This window comes from Cupriavidus sp. OV096, from assembly GCF_900115455.1.
Lineage (GTDB): Bacteria > Pseudomonadota > Gammaproteobacteria > Burkholderiales > Burkholderiaceae > Cupriavidus.
The window spans coordinates 1-16978 of sequence record NZ_FOWM01000016.1; the positions used below are offsets into that span (position 1 = coordinate 1).

The 16978-nt window shown below is 66.5% G+C and carries 15 protein-coding genes and 1 tRNA gene; 6 read left to right on the forward strand and 10 right to left on the reverse strand.

Features of this window, described 5'->3' with window-relative positions:
- Positions 1-232 (forward strand): IS3 family transposase (locus tag BM115_RS24695; protein WP_143093937.1); only part of this gene is annotated, 232 nt, incomplete at its 5' end.
- 70 nt (positions 233-302) lie between these two features.
- Here BM115_RS24695 and cobA read toward each other — a convergent pair.
- The 7 genes from cobA to BM115_RS24730 are packed head-to-tail and all read right to left on the reverse strand — an operon-like array spanning position 303 to position 7331.
- The gene (gene cobA / locus BM115_RS24700; RefSeq protein ID WP_092300765.1) at positions 303-1091 is read right to left on the reverse strand and encodes a uroporphyrinogen-III C-methyltransferase; all 789 of its coding nucleotides are present in this window, start codon (positions 1089-1091) and stop codon (positions 303-305) included.
- Between the two features lie 39 nt (positions 1092-1130).
- A complete protein-coding gene (locus tag BM115_RS24705) occupies positions 1131-2435 on the reverse strand; it encodes a sulfate adenylyltransferase subunit 1 (protein WP_092300768.1) in 1305 nt (434 codons plus the stop codon).
- 23 nt (positions 2436-2458) lie between these two features.
- Positions 2459-3418, reverse strand: coding sequence for a sulfate adenylyltransferase subunit CysD (gene cysD, locus BM115_RS24710; protein WP_092300771.1), 960 nt, complete (start codon positions 3416-3418; stop codon positions 2459-2461).
- Positions 3419-3444: 26 nt separating this feature from the next.
- The gene (locus BM115_RS24715) at positions 3445-4251 is read right to left on the reverse strand and encodes a phosphoadenylyl-sulfate reductase (protein WP_092300774.1); all 807 of its coding nucleotides are present in this window, start codon (positions 4249-4251) and stop codon (positions 3445-3447) included.
- On the reverse strand, positions 4248-4823 hold the full coding sequence (locus BM115_RS24720) for a DUF934 domain-containing protein (RefSeq protein WP_092300777.1): 576 nt from the start codon (positions 4821-4823) through the stop codon (positions 4248-4250). The genes BM115_RS24715 and BM115_RS24720 overlap by 4 nt, the downstream gene beginning before the upstream one ends.
- A 20-nt stretch (positions 4824-4843) precedes the next feature.
- The gene (locus tag BM115_RS24725) at positions 4844-6526 is read right to left on the reverse strand and encodes a nitrite/sulfite reductase (protein WP_092300780.1); all 1683 of its coding nucleotides are present in this window, start codon (positions 6524-6526) and stop codon (positions 4844-4846) included.
- Between the two features lie 31 nt (positions 6527-6557).
- Positions 6558-7331 carry a sulfite exporter TauE/SafE family protein gene (locus BM115_RS24730; protein ID WP_092300783.1) on the reverse strand — a complete coding sequence of 258 codons (774 nt, stop codon included), beginning with the start codon at positions 7329-7331 and terminating at the stop codon, positions 6558-6560.
- A 172-nt stretch (positions 7332-7503) separates the two neighbouring features.
- Between BM115_RS24730 and BM115_RS24735 the strand changes: the two genes are divergently transcribed.
- From BM115_RS24735 to BM115_RS24750, 4 genes are all read left to right on the forward strand, one after another.
- Positions 7504-8445: a CysB family HTH-type transcriptional regulator gene (locus tag BM115_RS24735; protein ID WP_092300786.1), complete on the forward strand. Its 942-nt coding sequence runs from the start codon at positions 7504-7506 to the stop codon at positions 8443-8445.
- 54 nt (positions 8446-8499) lie between these two features.
- Positions 8500-9648 carry a methyltransferase gene (locus BM115_RS24740; RefSeq protein WP_092300789.1) on the forward strand — a complete coding sequence of 383 codons (1149 nt, stop codon included), beginning with the start codon at positions 8500-8502 and terminating at the stop codon, positions 9646-9648.
- Between the two features lie 113 nt (positions 9649-9761).
- A complete protein-coding gene (locus BM115_RS24745) occupies positions 9762-11195 on the forward strand; it encodes a DUF1996 domain-containing protein (RefSeq protein WP_092300792.1) in 1434 nt (477 codons plus the stop codon).
- Positions 11196-11320: 125 nt separating this feature from the next.
- Positions 11321-12211 carry an NAD(P)-dependent oxidoreductase gene (locus tag BM115_RS24750; protein ID WP_092300794.1) on the forward strand — a complete coding sequence of 297 codons (891 nt, stop codon included), beginning with the start codon at positions 11321-11323 and terminating at the stop codon, positions 12209-12211.
- 13 nt (positions 12212-12224) lie between these two features.
- Here the strand turns inward: BM115_RS24750 and BM115_RS24755 are convergent, their stop codons facing one another.
- The gene (locus tag BM115_RS24755; RefSeq protein WP_092300797.1) at positions 12225-13142 is read right to left on the reverse strand and encodes an alpha/beta hydrolase; all 918 of its coding nucleotides are present in this window, start codon (positions 13140-13142) and stop codon (positions 12225-12227) included.
- A gap of 163 nt (positions 13143-13305) precedes the next feature.
- On the opposite strand from BM115_RS24755, the gene BM115_RS24760 reads away from it, so the two are divergent.
- Positions 13306-13390, forward strand: a tRNA-Leu gene (locus tag BM115_RS24760).
- Positions 13391-13439: 49 nt separating this feature from the next.
- Here BM115_RS24760 and aspT read toward each other — a convergent pair.
- Positions 13440-15125, reverse strand: a complete 1686-nt coding sequence (aspT, locus tag BM115_RS24765; RefSeq protein ID WP_092300800.1) for an aspartate-alanine antiporter — start codon at positions 15123-15125, stop codon at positions 13440-13442.
- Positions 15126-15164: 39 nt separating this feature from the next.
- Complete coding sequence (locus BM115_RS24770; RefSeq protein WP_092300803.1) at positions 15165-16829, reverse strand: bifunctional aspartate transaminase/aspartate 4-decarboxylase; 1665 nt, start codon at positions 16827-16829, stop codon at positions 15165-15167.
- Between the last annotated feature and the right edge of the window lie 149 nt (positions 16830-16978).

The following is a 16978-nucleotide window of genomic DNA, read 5'->3' on the forward strand; positions in this document are numbered from 1 at the left end:
CAGTGTCCGTCCCAGTATGTCGCGCAAAGGTAACTGCCTCGACAACGCTGCCATGGAGAGCTTCTTCGGCATCCTAAAGTCCGAATTCTTCTACCTGAACAAGTTCACCAGCATCGAGCAACTGCAGGATGGACTGCGCCAATACATTCACTACTACAATCATGACCGCATCAAGCTCAAACTAAAAGGGCTGAGTCCTGTGCAATACAGGACTCAGCCCTTTCCGGCCTAGCCATCAACCGTCCAACTTCTGGGGGTCAGTTCACATCGCTCTGGCTTTTTCATACGCCTCCCGCCAAGACTCAGGCGGCGCGCTCGTGATGGGGTTCGTCCGCCCCAGCCTCTTCCACGGATTCCGTCGCCCGATCCGCCAGTGCCTCGCCGATCATCAGCAGGCTCGGCTGCACGGGGTCCATCCATGCCGCAGCCTCCCCGGCCGCCATCTGGCGCAGCGTGAACTGGTGGCTGCGCTGCTTCGGGGTGGTGGCCGCTTCCACGACCCATGCGGGCGTCGTGGCGGGCTTGCCGTGGGCGATCAGCTGTGCGGCGATGTTGGCCGCCTGGTCGCGCCCCATGTAATAGACGATGGTGTCGGCGCGGACGTCGGCTTCCACGTCCACCGCATCGGCCGCCTTGGCCTGGGTGGCGAAGGCCACGCTGCGGGAGACGCCGCGCTTGGTCAGCGGCTTGCGGATGGCCGAGGCGGCCGCCAGCGCTGCCGTGATGCCCGGCACCACCTCATACTCGATGCCTGCCGCTTCCAGCGCCTGGAGTTCCTCGTCGGCGCGGCCGAACAGCATCGGGTCGCCGCCCTTGAGGCGCACCACGCGCTCGTACTTGGTGGCCAGGTCCACGATCTGGCGATTGATGAACAGCTGTGCGGTGCTGCGCTGCCCGCAGCGCTTGCCCACCTCCACGAGTTGCGCCTGGGGGCACCAGGCCAGCATCTCGGGCGACACCAGCGCGTCGTGCAGCACCACCTGGGCCTCGCCCAGCAGGCGTGCACCACGCACCGTAATGAGGTCGGCCGCACCGGGGCCTGCACCAATCAGGGTCACGCGTCCGGTCCGTTTGTCTTGATGCGGGGTCATCTCGCTCACTGTTCTACTTGCCGTCTGACGATGTCGATGTCAGCTATACGCACGGATCATGCCCGCCGCCACCGTGTGGTTGGTCGCTTCGTCGATCAGCACGAACGCGCCCGTCGCCGGATTATCGCCGTAGACATCGCACACGATCGGCTTCTGCAGCGACAACTGCACCGAACCGATGTCGTTCAGGCGGATGTCATGGCGGCCGGTCTCGTGCGACAGCGTGTGCACGTCCAGCACGCGATCCACCGCCGACACGCGCGCGAACACGCTGGCCGTGGTGTGCTTGAGCACGTACTTGCGCGACGGATTCAGCGATTCGTCGTCGAACCAGCACAGGTCGGCCTGCAGCTTCTTGGCCGAGACCGAGGCGGCGTCGGCGGCGACGAACATGTCACCGCGTGATACATCGACGTCTTCCGACAGGCGCACCGTCACGGTGTCGCCCGCGTTGGCCGAGTCGGCGGCGCCGTTCGGCGTCAGCACTTCGGCCACCACGGCGTCGCGGTTGGCCGGCAGCACGCGCAGCTTCTGGCCCACGCGCACGGTGCCCGCTTCCACGCGGCCGGCGTAGCCCCGGAAATCGTCCGACTGGGCGCCGTCCTGGCGGATCACCAGCTGCACCGGGAAGCGCAGCGCGGCGTCGCCCTCGGGGGCCGGCTCCTCGACTGGGAGGGCCTCCAGCAGCGGCAGCAGCGGCTCGCCCGAGTACCACGGCATCGCGTCGCTGGCGTGGACGATGTTGTCACCACGAAGCGCCGACACCGGCACATATCGCACATCTTTCAGGCCCAGTTGCGCGGCCAGTTCGGTGTACGCGGTACGGATCTCGTTGAAACGCTGCTCGTCGTACTCGATCAGATCCATCTTGTTGATGGCGACGATCACGTGCTGGATCTCCAGCAGCTTCAGGATGGCCGAGTGGCGCTTGGTCTGGGCCAGCAGTTCGGCACGGCCGCCCTGCACGGTCACGCGCGTGGCGTCCACCAGCACGATGGCGGCGTGCGCCGTGCTGGCGCCGGTCACCATGTTGCGGGTGTACTGCTCGTGCCCCGGCGTGTCGGCGATGATGAACTTGCGGCGCGCCGTGGAGAAGTAGCGGTAGGCCACGTCGATGGTGATGCCCTGCTCGCGCTCGGCTTCCAGGCCATCGGTCAGCAGCGAGAAGTCGATCTGTTCGCCGGCGGTGCGCTTGTTCTTGGCGTTGGCCAGCGCGGTCAGCTGGTCGGACAGCACGGCCTTGCTGTCATACAGCAGGCGGCCGATCAGCGTGCTCTTGCCGTCGTCCACGGAACCCGCGGTGATAAAGCGCAGCAGGCCCTGGTGAGATGCTTGTCTAGTCATGATGTGTGGTCCTTGGCTGCGGCTTAGAAGTAGCCTTCCTTCTTGCGGCGCTCCATCGACGCCTCGCTGGTCTGGTCGTCCATCCGGGTGGCGCCGCGCTCGGTGATCTCGGTCACCGCGGTCTCGGCGATGATGTCCACCGGGTTGGCGGCCGTGCTGGCCACCGGGCAGGTGCAGGAGATGTCGCCCACGGTCCGGAAGCGTACCGACAGCACCTCGCTCACATCGCCGTCCTGCTTGGGCGTGATCGGCGTCACTGGCACCAGCAGGCCGTTCTTGCGCACCACTTCGCGCTCGTGCGCATAGTAGATCGGCGGCAGGGCCAGGTTTTCCCGGGCGATGTACTGCCACACATCCAGCTCGGTCCAGTTCGAGATCGGGAACACGCGCATCTGCTCGCCCGAGGCCATGCGGGCGTTGTACAGGCTCCACAGCTCGGGGCGCTGGGCCTTGGGGTCCCACTGGCCGAACTCGTCGCGGAACGAGAAGATCCGTTCCTTGGCGCGGGCCTTCTCTTCGTCGCGGCGGGCGCCGCCCATCAGCGCGTCGTACTTGTGCGCCTCGATGGTTTCCAGCAGCGTCACGGCCTGCGCCGCGTTGCGCGAGTCGGTTTCCTTGCGCAGGCGCACCGTGCCGCGCTTGATCGAATCCTCGACATGGCCCACCACCAGGCGCGCACCCAGTTCCGCCACGCGCTGGTCGCGGAAGGCGATCACTTCCGGGTAGTTATGGCCGGTGTCGATGTGCACCAGCGGGAACGGCAGTTCCACCTTGCGGTCGCCCAGGCGGAAGGCCTTCAGCGCCAGGTGCAGCATGACGATCGAATCCTTGCCGCCGGAGAACAGCAGCGCCGGGTTGCGGCACTCGGCCACCACTTCACGGATGATGTAGATCGACTCGGCTTCCAGCCGGTCGAGGTGGTCGTTCTGGACCTGGAGCAGGTGTTCAACCCCTGCTTCTGCGATGTCGTTCATGATGCCCATGTCGTTCTCGGCCTCGATTCAATACTTCAATGCTTGATGTTCTGCTCGTGGAGCCCGCACTCTTTCGAGTCCTTGGTCTCCCACCACCAACGTCCTGCGCGGACGTCTTCGCCAGCCTTCACGGCGCGCGTACACGGCTCGCAGCCAATGCTCGGGTAGCCCTTGGCATGCAGCGCGTTCACCGGCACGTTGTGGCGCACCAGATAGGCCCAGACCTCGGCCTCGGTCCAGTCGGCCAGCGGATTGAATTTGGGGATGTCGCGCGCTTCGTCCAGCTCCTCGAACGGCAGCTCGGCACGCGTGACGGCCTGCTCGCGGCGCTGGCCGGTCATCCAGGCATCGGCGTGGGACAGCGCGCGGTTCAGCGGCTCCACCTTGCGGATGCCGCAGCAGCTCTTGCGCAGGTCCACGCTGTCGTAGAACGCGTTCAGGCCGTGGTTCTTCAGGTAGTTCTCCACTGCTTCCGGGTCCGGCGTGAACTGCTCGATGGCGTAGCCGTAGTGCGTGTGCACCTGATCCAGCACGGCCAGCGTCTCGGCGTGCAGGCGGCCCGTGTTCAGCGTGAACACGCGGATGCCGGCGCGCACGGCGTCACCGCCACGCAGGATGGCATCGGTCAGGACCATGTCCTCGGCAGCCAGGCTGGTGGCGAAGCGGGCGCGGAAGAAGCGGCCCGCAATCTCGGCCAGCCGCTCGGCCAGCGCGCGTTCCTTGGCTTCCAGCGCCTCCACCGTGCCCGTGTAGACCGGCTGGGTCCACAGCGCGGGCGGGCGCAGGCCGGACACCGGCGCGCCCAGCTCCACCACAGGGATGTCGGAGATCACTGCGCTCATGCGGCGCCCCGGGCGGTCACTTCCGCACGGTTGCGGCGGAACAGCGGCAGCGGCTCGTCCACCGATGCCTGATAGGCCACCGTGAACTCGGTGAAGCCCTTGATGGCGTCGTCGATGTTCTTGTCGGCGCGCACCGCGAAGGCGTCGAAGCCGCAGCGCTTCATGAAGTTGAGCTGGTCGCGCAGCACGTCGCCGATGGCGCGGAGCTGGCCGTCCCAGTGGTAACGGGTGCGCAGCAGGTAGGCCGACGAGAAACCGCGGCCATCGCGGAACACCGGGAAATCGACGGCGACCAGCGACACGCGGTCGAAGAGCGCCTCGGCATCGCCCGGCTCGTCTTCAGGAGCCAGCCACACGCCGGTGATGGCCTTGTCGCGGCCGGCCAGCAGCGCTGCGTGCGCCTTCCACACCGACAGCGGGAACAGCACGGCGTCCGTGCCCTGCGCGGCGGCGGCCACGCGGGCGTCGTCCAGCGGCTCGGTCTCGGTGGCGCGCAGCACGGTCCAGTCGTCCTCGACGATCACGGGGCGGAGGTCGGCGGCGTCGCGTTGCAGTTGAATAATCTTTGCCATGTTCAGTCTCTCCGGGGTCGTCAGGCTTCGGCGCGCTCTTCGCGCTGCTTGTCGGCGTACACACGTTCCTTGAACGGGGCGATGCCGATGCGGGCGAACGTGTCGATGAAGCGCTCGTCCTCGACGCGGTGCGCGACGAAGGTTTCGATGATGCGGCTCACCACGTCGGGCATTTCCTCGGCGCTGAACGACGGGCCGATGACCTTGCCCAGCGCGGTGTTGTTGCCCTGGGCGCCGCCGAGGGTCACCTGGTACCACTCGGAACCGTCCTTGTCCACGCCCAGCACGCCGATGTTGCCCACGTGGTGGTGACCGCAGGCGTTGATGCAGCCGGAGATGTTCAGCGAGATCTCGCCGAGGTCGTACACGAAGTCGAGGTTGTCGAAGCGCTCCTGGATGCCCAGCGCGATCGGGATCGACTTGGCATTCGCCAGCGAGCAGAAATCGCCGCCCGGGCAGGCGATGATGTCGGTCAGCAGGCCGATGTTGGCCGTCGCCAGGCCGGCCTGCTTCGCTTCCTGCCAGAGGGCGAAAAGGTCATGCTTCTTGACGTCCGGCAGCACCAGGTTCTGCTCGTGCGCCACGCGCAGCTCGCCAAACCCGTAGCGGTCGGCCAGGTCGGCCACGGCTTCCATCTGCTTGTCCGTGGCATCGCCCGGGGGCGAGACGGGGCCCGGCTTGGTGGAGAGCGTCACGGCGGCATAGCCCGGCACCTTGTGGGCGTGCACGCTGCGGCTGACCCAGCGCGCGAACGCCTTGTCCTCGAGCAGGTGCTTCTCATAGCCGGCGTCGGTGTCGGCCAGCTTCTCGTAGGCCGGCGGGGCGAAGTACTGCGCCACGCGGTCGAACTCGTCCTGCGTGATGGTGCCCGGGCCGTCCTTGCTGTGCTGCCACTCTTCCTCGACCTCGGCGGCGAACTTCTCGGCGCCGATAGCCTTCACGAGGATCTTGATACGGGCCTTGTACTTGTTGTCGCGGCGGCCGTAGCGGTTGTACACGCGAATCGCGGACTCCACGTAGGTCAGCATGTGCTGCCACGGCAGGTCGTCCTTGATGATCGTGCCCAGGATCGGCGTGCGGCCCAGGCCGCCACCGGCCAGGATGCGCAGGCGCGTCTCGCCGGCGGCGTTCCGGTAGGCGTAGATGCCGATGTCGTGCATCTGCACCACGGCGCGGTCGTTGGCGGAGGCCGAGATCGCGATCTTGAACTTGCGCGGCAGGAAGGCGAATTCCGGCTGGAAGGTGCTCCACTGGCGCAGCAGTTCGGCCAGCACGCGCGGGTCCACGGTCTCGTCCGGCGTCACGCCGGCGAAGTGGTCGGTCGTGATGTTGCGCACGCAGTTGCCCGAGGTCTGGATGCCGTGCATCTCCACGCTGGCGAGGTCGGCCAGCACGTCCGGCACGCGCTCGAGGTCCATCCAGTTGTACTGGATGTTCTGGCGCGTGGAGAAGTGGCCGTAGCCACGGTCGTACTCGCGCGCGATATGCGCCAGCATGCGCATCTGCTTCGACGCCAGCAGGCCGTACGGAATGGCCACGCGCAGCATGTAGGCATGGCGCTGCATGTACAGGCCGTTCTGCAGCCGCAGCGGCAGAAATTCCTCTTCGGTCAGTTCGTCGGAGAGGCGGCGGCGCACCTGGTCACGGAACTGGGCAACGCGCTCTTGGACGATGCGCTGGTCGTATTGATCGTACTGATACATGGTGTGGGTCCGTTCAGTATTCGTTGAATGCTTAGGAAACGAGCTTGATGGCGACCAGCGTGAGCGTGGTGGCCAGGGCGGCGCGCACGAGCCGCTCGGGCAGCGCCCGGGACAGTTGCGCGCCCAGCCAGATGCCGGGGATCGAGCCCACCAGCAGCGCCAGCAACAAATTCCAGTCGACGGTGCCGAGCCACACGTGGCCCAGCCCGGCCACCGCCGTGAGCGGCACGGCGTAGGCGATATCGGTGCCAGCCACTTCGGCCGGCTTCATATGGGGGTACAGCAACAGGATCAGCGTGGCGCCAACCGCGCCGGCGCCGATCGACGACACCGTGACGAGCACGCCGATCACGGCGCCCACCACCACGGTCGCCACCACCTGGCGGCGGCCTTCCAGCTGGAAACGCGGGTTGCGTTCGAGCCAGGCCAGCATCTGCTTGCGGAACAGCAGCGACAATACGGTCAGCAGCACCGACACGCCGATCATCAGCCGAATGCCGTGCAGCCAGCGCGCGTCCAGCTCGCCGGCGCTCTTGAGTACGAGGATGGCGACCAGTGCGGCGGGCAGGCTGCCGATGCAGAGGCGGCGCACCACCTGCCATTGCACGTGGCCATGGGCGCGGTGCGCGATGGTGCCGAAGCCCTTGGTGATCGAAGCGAACGCGAGGTCGGTACCCACCGCCGTGGCCGGCGAGAAGCCGAACAGCAGGGTCAGCAGCGGCGTCATGAGCGAACCCCCGCCTACCCCGGTCAGGCCGACCAAGATACCTACCAGCAGACCGGAAGCGGTATACGCAAGGGACATTCGGGGGGTTCTCAACAATGCCTTTTCCGTCACTTCCGCGCTTCGCCGGGGTTCAGGCTGGGCGCGGACGCAATACGGGCAGGCCGTTATTTAACAAAGTTCGAAAATCGTAATAAACTGGCCTCATATCTCAAACTAATAAGAAGTTGTTTGTTTATACGCACCGAGTTATATGAACCTGCACCAGTTCCGCTTCGTGCGCGAGGCCGTCCGTCAGAACTACAACCTGACCGAAGCCGCTAAAGCGCTCTATACGTCACAACCTGGCGTCTCCAAGGCCATCATCGAGCTGGAGGAGGAGCTGGGCGTCGATATTTTCACGCGGCACGGCAAGCGCATCCGCAGCCTGACCGAGCCGGGGCGCCGCATCCTGACCTCCGTGGAGAAGATCCTGCAGGAGGTGGAGAGCCTGAAGCGGGTAGGCAAGGACTACGCTGCCCAGGATCAAGGCAACTTCACCATCGCCACCACGCACACCCAGGCGCGCTATGCCCTGCCGCGCGTGATCGGCGAGTTCACCAAGCGCTACCCCAAGGTGCGGCTGTCGATCCAGCAGGGCAACCCCTCGCAGATCGCGGACATGATCCTGCACGACCAGGCCGACATCGGTATCGCCACCGAGGGCATCTCGGGGGACAAGGGCCTGGTGTCGCTGCCCGGCTACCAGTGGTCGCATACGGTCATCACGCCGCCCGACCATCCCTTGCTGGAAAAGAAGCACATCGCGCTCGAGGACATCGCAAGTTATCCATTGATCACTTACGATCCGAATTTCGCGGGCCGCCCCAAGATTGACAAGGCATTCGCCTTGCGCCAGTTGGAGCCGGATATCATCCTCGAGGCCATCGACGCAGACGTGATCAAGACCTATGTCGAGATCGGCCTGGGCATCGGTATCGTGGCCGGTGTGGCGTTCGATGCCGAGCGCGACCGCAACCTGCGCGGCATCCCGGTCGGCCACCTGTTCGGCACCAATGTGACCCATCTGGCCGTCAAACAGGGCGCGTATCTGCGCAGCTTCGTCTATACCTTCATCGAATTGTTCTCGCCCACCCTGAACCGCAAGCTCGTGGAACAGGCGATGTCGGGCGATCACGAGGCCTATGAGCTGTAATCGGCACATTTAAGATTGCCTGCCGATGTGGCGCACGCCTCCCTCTATATAGATATGTCTGACTCCTCCTCCCTCCCCACCATCCACTGGACCGAAGACGGCGCCGAGCGCAGCGCGCTGTGGCGCTCCGAGGCCGGCCTGCCGCCGCCAAAGCGCGTGGTGATTGCCGATGACCAGACGCCCGCCGACACGGCGTTTCGGCTGGCCAGCGAAGGCGTGGCCCTGCTCTGGCGCGGCGACTTCCAGAACGCGCGCCAGCTGCTCCAGGCCATGGCCCGCCGCACCGACCGCAAGCCCAAGCGCGCGCCCAAGCCGCCGGCCAACATGACCGAGGCGTTCCACAAGCACCGGCTGGCGCAGTCGCAACGCGCGCGCACGCTGGGCATGCTGCTGCTGCCGTTCGACGCCGGCCACGTGGTGCCGCTGCGCCGCGCGCCCGAGGTGGCTGAGGCCTGCACGCAGGTCTACGGCCCGGCCACGGCGCCCTATGTGGCCTCGATGCGCGAACTGCTCGGCCTGATCGGCGCCTACGAGTGGCGCAAGAAGGGCGTCGAGATCCCGGTGCTGGGCGAACGGATCCACCCGTGGTACGGCGTGTTCTCGCCGGTGCGGGGCGAATACCTCGACCTCGTCGCCAAGGAAGCGCTGCCCTCGGACAAGCTCGCCTTCGACATCGGCACCGGCACCGGCGTGCTGGCGGCCCTGCTGGCGCAGCGCGGCGTGCGCCGCGTGGTGGCCACGGACCAGGACCCGCGCGCGCTGCAATGCGCCCGCGACAACCTCGGCCGGCTGGGTCTGACCCATCAGGTGGAAGTGGTCGAGGCCGACCTCTTCCCCGCCGGCCGCGCCCCGCTGGTGGTCTGCAACCCGCCCTGGGTGCCCGCGCGACCGAGTTCGCCGGTCGAGCATGCCGTGTTCGATCCCGAGAGCCGCATGCTGCGCGGCTTCCTCGCCGGCCTTGCCGAGCATCTGGAGCCGGCCGGCCAGGGCTGGCTGCTGCTCTCCGACTTCGCCGAGCATCTGGGCCTGCGCACGCGCGAGGAACTGCTGGGCTGGATCGAAGACGCCGGGCTGAAGGTGCTGGGCCGCTCCGACATCCGCCCGCGCCATCCCAAGGCGAGTGATCCGGACGATCCGCTGCACCAGGCCCGCAAGGCCGAGGTGACCTCGCTGTGGCGCCTCGCGGCCTCGCAAAAACTTTGATTATTCAAGTGCATCAAGAACAAGGAGATTGAGACGATTCGTTGCGTCCGTCGTCGCTAGAATCGGCCGCGCCTGATCCTGTCAGGCAGCCATTCCGACAACCACGACGACCGATGCACGCTTCCTGTCTCAAAACCCTTGTCCTGGCGGGCGGTCTGGCCGCCAGCTTCTCCGCAATGGCGCAGGGCACCCTGCGCGACGGCCGCGCCAACGCGCTCTGCCTGTACTCGCACACGCTGGCGGACGACCCCATCGTTCACCCGAAGCGGCCGGGCACGGCGATGCGGCATGACTTCTTCGGCAACACGGCGGCAGACGCCTACACCACGGGCGCCGACCTGCTGGCAAAGTCCGGCACCACCTGCGAGAACGCTGCGGACACCAGCTCGTACTGGGCCCCCTCGCTGAAGCTGCCCGACGGCACGATCGTGCCGCCCACCTACAAGAAGACCTACTACTCGAACGTGGCGGTGCCCAGTTCCAACCGCTACCCGGTCAGTGTCATGCCAACCGGCCTGCAAATGCTGGCCGGCAACCACGCCGGCACGCAGCCCAACCCGCGCATCTCGTTCCTGTGCACCGGCAGCCGCAGGGGCTACACCAACACCATCCCGACTGACTGCGTGCCCGATCCGGTGAAGGGGACGCAACTCAACATCGGCATCAGCTTCCCCACCTGCTGGGACGGCATCAACCTGAATCCGACGCTGCGCTCCCATCACGGCGGCTACAACAACATGGCCTATGCCGACCAGAGCGGCGCCTGCCCGGTCGGCTATCCGGTGCGCGTGCCGCACCTGAGCATCAATCTCGCCTATGCGCTGGGCCAGGTGCGCGATCTCACGCATGCGCAGCTCTCGAAGGACCCGACGCTGAACGCGCATGGCAAGGTATCCCAGGAGAACTGGGGGCCCCTCTATTCGGGGCATGCCGACTTCTTCAATGGCTGGCAGCCCAAGGCCATGCACTATCTGACCGAACAATGCCTCAACAAGGAACGCGCCTGCGCCCGGGAAATTCCGTACGACTACAACGCGCCCGAGGCTGACGCGATGGTCAGCGGCGGCAATGATGTCCACACGACATTCGGCCGCGACGTGAAACTGGCCACCGAGGCGGCGCAAGGCGCCACGCCGCCGCTGAGCTTCTACATGAAGTTCCAGATCCCGGAGGGCGCGCAGGCGCTGCCCGCCCGCTTCAAGCCCGAGTACCGGATCATGCTCCATGGCGGCAACGTCACCGGCACGGCGGCCGATATCCTGCAGGTCTTCGTCACCGACACGGCGTGGAACGAAGACACCCTGACCATGGCCAACGCGCCAGCGTGCGGCGGCCGGTTCGTCGGACGGCTTCACCTCAACCATGTGCAGCAATCTCGGCAGATCGATGTCAGCGCGGCGGTGGCCAACGCACTCGCGGCTGGCCAAAAGACGATCTCGTTCTGCGTGAAGGCCGTGCGCCCCGGCCATGCGTTCGCCTTCAGCAGCAAGGAAGGGCCCAACAGCCCCCTGCTAATCCTGCGCGCCATCCAACAACTGCCGTTCTGAGCCCCTGCCCCGGAGCCCGCGCAGGCCCCTGCGTGGCGCCGCGCGGCATCCTCGGCTATCCTCGCCATGTGTCGCCCAAGCCGGCGGCACATGGCTTTTTTTACGATGGGGATAAGGAACCGCGGATGACCACCCTTGCATTTATTGGCCTTGGCGCGATGGGCGCGCCGATGGTCGGCCACCTGATTGCTGGCGGCCACACGGTACGGGCCTTCGTACGCCGCCCGGAGGCCGCCGACGCGGCCCGCCAGCTCGGCGCGGAACCGTGCTTCACGCCGGCTGACGCCGCACGCGGAGCGGCCGTGGTGTTCACCAATGTCACCTCGTCGGAAGACGTGCGCACGGTGCTGCTCGGCAAGGATGGCGTGATCGAGGGCGCCGCGCCCGGCACGATCTGCGTCGATCACAGCACAATCTCGCCGATCGTCACGCGCGAGATTGCCCAGTCGCTGGCGGCGCGCGGCATCCACGCGCTCGACTGCCCGGTGTCGGGCGGCACGACCGGCGCGCAGGCCGCCACGCTGACCATCATGGTCGGCGGCAAGGCCGAGCACCTGGAGACCGTGCGGCCGCTGCTGAACCTGATTGGCAAGTCGATCACGCATATCGGCGACCACGGCGCGGGCCAGGTCGCCAAGCTGTGCAACCAGATCGCCCAGGTGGTGAATATCGAGGGCATCGCCGAGGCCATGCGCTTTGCCGCCGCGCAGGATGTGGACACCGGCAAGGTGTTCCAGGCGATCTCCACGGGCTTTGCGGGCAGCCGCATGCTCGATCTGCTGGGGCCGAAGATGGTGGCGCGCGACTTCGCCGCCGGCATCGAATCGCGGCTGCATGCCAAGGATTTCGGGCTGGCGCAGGACATCGCCGAGCAGATCGGGCTGGACCTGCCCGCGATGCGCGTCACCTCGGCCCAGCTCGACCAGATGATGGCAAACGGCTGGGGACGCGACGACACCTCGTCGCTGCTGCGCCTGCTGGAACACAAGCAGGCGCCGGACTCGGACGCGTCCTAAAGCCTGCCCTCCCCTACATCCCGCCGATCATCGCCAGCAGCGCGCGCAGCATCGGGCTGCCGTCGCGCGCCAGGTCGTCCATCGCGTTGAAATGATGGCGGCCCGGCAGCGGGATGTCCTCGCGCGCGTTGTCCGGCCAGGCGGCGCGGATCAGCGCGTTCTGGCGGTGATATTCGCTCGATTCGATCTCGCCCACCGCCGTCAGCAACGGCGCGCGCGTGGCGGGCGGCAGGAAGGCCGGCGAAAGGCGCACGACATCTGACTCGGTCAGACGCAGGTCCACCTGAAGGAAGTCGGCGCGGCGCAGCGGTTCGAGGTCGTACAGGCCGCTGATCGACAGACCGCCCCGGATCAGGCCCACCGGCAGGTCTGCGCCCACCTGCGGCCACAGCGCCGCCATCAGCATGGTCACCAGATGCCCGCCCACCGAATGCCCGGCCGCGAAGATGCGGTCGCGATCATGGCCGAGCGCATCGCCCTGCCGGTACAGCCACGCCACGCTCTGCACCACCTGCCGGACGATGGCTTCCACCGTGACCGCCGGGCACAGCGAATAGTTGATGATCGCCACCGACACGCCGCGCCGGGGCAGCAGGCTGGCCACGAAGCTGTGGTCGCGCTTGTCGAGCGCCCGGAAGTAGCCGCCGTGGACGAACACCAGCAGCGGCGGACGGGTGCCGGCGGGCACGCCCGTGGCGGGGAAATAGTCGAGGCGCTCGTCGTCGGCATGGGGCGACGCCGGGTCGCCATAGGGCAGGTTCTCGAGGTACGACGCCGCGGCAGCCCGCACCAGCGCCGAATCGGCAGCCCAGCGGGCCATGTGCGTGGCGTTGTCCGGCACCCGGGCGCGGTTGTTATAGGCGTGCGCGTAGAACGCGGGGTCCTGGGATGGCAACTCGGCAAGGCTGGCCAGGGACGGCTGGTCTGACATGTCACGGTGCTCCGATGGGGACGCCGCGACGAGGACGGGGGCGAAGCGGGCGGCGCTGCGCGCTATGCTACCGCAAGCCCGGGGCGGTTGTTCGGCGGGGCGATTTCCGGCATAATCCGCGGTTCATCGCCGCGCGATGCCCGTCCGGGTATCGCCGCCCAATGCCCGGGTGGTGAAACAGGTAGACGCAGGGGACTCAAAATCCCCCGCCGCAAGGCGTGTCGGTTCGAGTCCGACCCCGGGCACCATCCCCCGCACCGCGAGTGCATCCCGCACCACTCCCCTTTTTTGGCCCCCTCACGCCAAAATCATGATCACCACCATCCCCCAGATCGTCAGCAGCGTGTTGCCGACCGCGTAGGTCACCGTATAGCCCAGCCCCGGCACCTGGCTCTTGGCCGCTTCGCAGAGCATGCCGAGTGCCGCCGTGGTGGTGCGCGCCCCGGCGCAGACGCCGAGCAGCAGCGCCGGGTGGAAGTGGAACACGTACTTGGCGATGAACATGCCGATGAACAGCGGCACGGCGGTGGCGAAGATGCCCCACAGGAACAGGCTGATGCCGAGTTTCTGGAGCCCGGCGACGAAGCCCGGGCCGGCGGAGATGCCCACCACGGCGATGAACACGTTCAAGCCCACCGAGTTCATGAACCAGACTGTCGGTTCCGGAATGCGGCCGAAGGTCGGGTGGATGGCGCGATACCAGCCGAAGATGATCCCCGCGATCAGCGCGCCGCCGGCGGTGGACAGCGTCAGCGGAATGCCCCCCACGTTCAGCACGATGGCCCCGATCAGCGTGCCCACCGTGATCGCCAGCGACATGAAGGCCACGTCGGTCACCGTGGTCGGCCGGTCCACGTAGCCGAGGGTCTTGGCCGTGGCGTTGATGTCGCGCGTGCGGCCCACCAGCGTGACCACATCGCCGCGATACAGCTTGGTCTTCGGCAGCACCGGGATCACGGTCTCGGTCGGGCCGCGCTTGATCTTCCTCAGGAACACCCCGCGCGCGCCGGGCTCGTGCGCCAGTTCCTCGAGCGTCTTGTCATCCACGGCCTTGTTGGTGATGTAGATGTCCACGCCCTCGGTGGGTGTGTCCAGCAGCTCGCGGTCTTCCACCTCCGCGCCGCGCGGGCCAAGGAATTCGATCAGCTGGTTACGCTTGCCGCCAATCGCCACCACGTCGCCGGCCTGCAGCACCGTGGACGGGTCCGTCTCGATGATCTTGCCGTCGCGCCGGATGCGCTCGATGAACGCCCGGAAGCCCGCCTGCGTGTGGGACTCCACATCGCCCACGGTCTTGCCGATGTAGGGCGCGTCGGGCGCCAGCTTGTAGGCGCGCAGCTCGAAGTTGTGCCACTGCGTGCCGGCGGCATCGTCACTGGCGCCCAGCAGGTGCTCGTACTCCTTGCAGGCGTTCACGAGGTCGATGCCCAGCAGCTTCGGCCCGATCTGCGCCAGGATGATGGCCGAGCCGACCGTGCCGAAGATATACGTCACCGCGTAGGCAATCGGCATGGCGTCCAGCAACTCCTTGGTTTCCTCGGGCGAGCGGCCCAGCCGGTTGATGGCGTCCGTCGCCAGCCCCATCGACGCCGAAATGGTCTGCGAGCCGGCGAACAGCCCCGCCGACGAGCCGAGGTCATACCCGGCGATCATCGCCGCCCCCACCGACACCACCAGCGACAGCACCGCCAGGATCACCGCGAAAATCGCCTGGGGCACGCCGTCCTTGGCGATGCCCCGCACGAACTGCGGCCCCACGCCGTACCCCACCGCGAACAGGAACATCAGGAAGAAGACCGACTTCACGTTGGCCGAGATCTTGACGCCGAGGATGCCGATCACGATCGCCACCAGCAGCGTCGACGTCACCGCCCCGAGACTGAAGCCCTTGAAGCTCTTGCCGCCCACCCAGTACCCGATGCCCAGCGCCAGGAAGATCGAGATCTCCGGGTAGGCTTTCAGGGTCGTCACGAACCAGTTCATGAAGCACCTCCTTCGGGTTGTTCTTCTGGGTGCGGGCGGCTACTTGCCTGACTTGCCCTTGCCCGACTTGTCAGATTTTTCGGACTTGTCCGATTTATCCGCCTTGCCCACCTTGCCGCCCTGCGCCCGGTATTTCTCCAGGTACTCGTCGCGCAGCTTGCGCACCGAGCGGCCGATCTTCACGTAGTCCTCTTCGTTGAGGTTGGCCAGCGAGACCCGTCCGGACGGATGCTGGGTCCCAAATCCACCACCGGGCAGCAGCACCACGCCGGCCTCCTCGGCCAGCCGGAACAGCAGCTCGTGCGGCTTGATCGAGTCCAGCAGCCACTTCACGAACTCCGGCCCCACCTCGCGGCTCTCGCGCTCCACGTCGAGCAGCGTGTAGTAATCCACCACGTTCTCGTCCACGGCCTCGGCCTTCGCTCCCATGCCGCGGTACAGCGCGGCCTTGCGGCTGCGGATCAGGCGCTTCACGGTGTCCTTGTAGGTGTCCGCCGTGTCCATGAGCGAGAACAGCGAGAACAGCACCATCTGCACCTGCTGCGGCGTGGAAAGCCCCGCCGTATGGTTCAGGGCCACGGTGCGGCTGTCCGCCACGATGCGGTCGATGAACGGCAGCTTGGCCGGCTCGGTGGTGATGGACGAATAACGCTCGTTCAGCGCCTTCTTGTCGGCATCGGGCAGCGCGGCGATCTGCGCATCGAACAAGTTCGATTTATGCGTGGCGATGACCCCCAGCCGCCAGCCCGTGGCGCCGAAGTACTTCGAGTACGAGTACACCAGGATGGTGTTGCGCGGGCACATGGCGAACAGCGAGACGAAGTTGTCGGCGAAGGTGCCGTACACGTCGTCGGTCAGGATGATCAGGTCCGGGCGCTCCTTGACGATGTCCGCCAGGTATTCCAGGCTGGCATCGCTCACCCGCACCGAGGGCGGGTTGCTCGGGTTGACCAGGAAGAACGCCTTGACCTTGGGGTCGCGCAGCTTGTCCAGTTCCTCGTTCGGGTATTGCCAGCCGGCCGCCGGGTCGGCGTTGATATTCACCTCGTGGAGGTTGTATTCCTTCAGCTCGGGAATCTCGATGTACGGCGTGAAGATCGGCATGCCCAGCGCGATGGTGTCGCCCGCGCGCAGCAGCCCGTTCACGCGCATCGAGTTGAACAGGTAGGTCATGGCCGCCGTGCCGCCTTCCACGGCGTAGAGGTCGAAGTCGCCCTCGAACGGATGCGCGCCGATCATCTCCCGGCGGATGTACTGCTTGACGATCTTTTCGCTGAGCCGCAGCATCCGGTCCGGCACCGGGTAGTTGCAGGCCATGAAGCCCTCGCACATCTCGTAGAGAAAGTCGCCGCCGTCCAGCCCGAGCTGGTCGCGCACGTACGAGACCGCGCCGGTCAGGAAGGCCACGCCGGGCACGTCATGGTGCTGGCGCGAGAACTGGTCGAAGCGTTCCTCGATGCCGGCCCGGCGCGGGAATCCGCCCACGCCCACGGGCAGGTAGGAGAACGCCCGCTCCGACTCGATCATGGCGAAGTGCCCAAGCTGCAGGAAGCCATGGCGCGGCACGGTGGCCAGGAAATTGGGGTTGCCCCGCCCCGCGTTGAGCATCAGCCGGTTGGACACGCTCCCGGCCAGCTTGATCAGTTCATCCTTGAGTTCGAAGGGCGAAAGGCTCGCCAGCTTCGACGTATCGTGTCGGCTCATGGTGCATGCCTCGCAAGGGGGTAACGATGGTCAAAGCGTCCGCGCCGAGCGCGGACACTGCTTCCTGAACAAGATATTCAACCGGGGCACGCGCCGGTATTGGACCATGGTCCACCATGCGGAGCGCGCATCACCCAAGTGAGGGACGG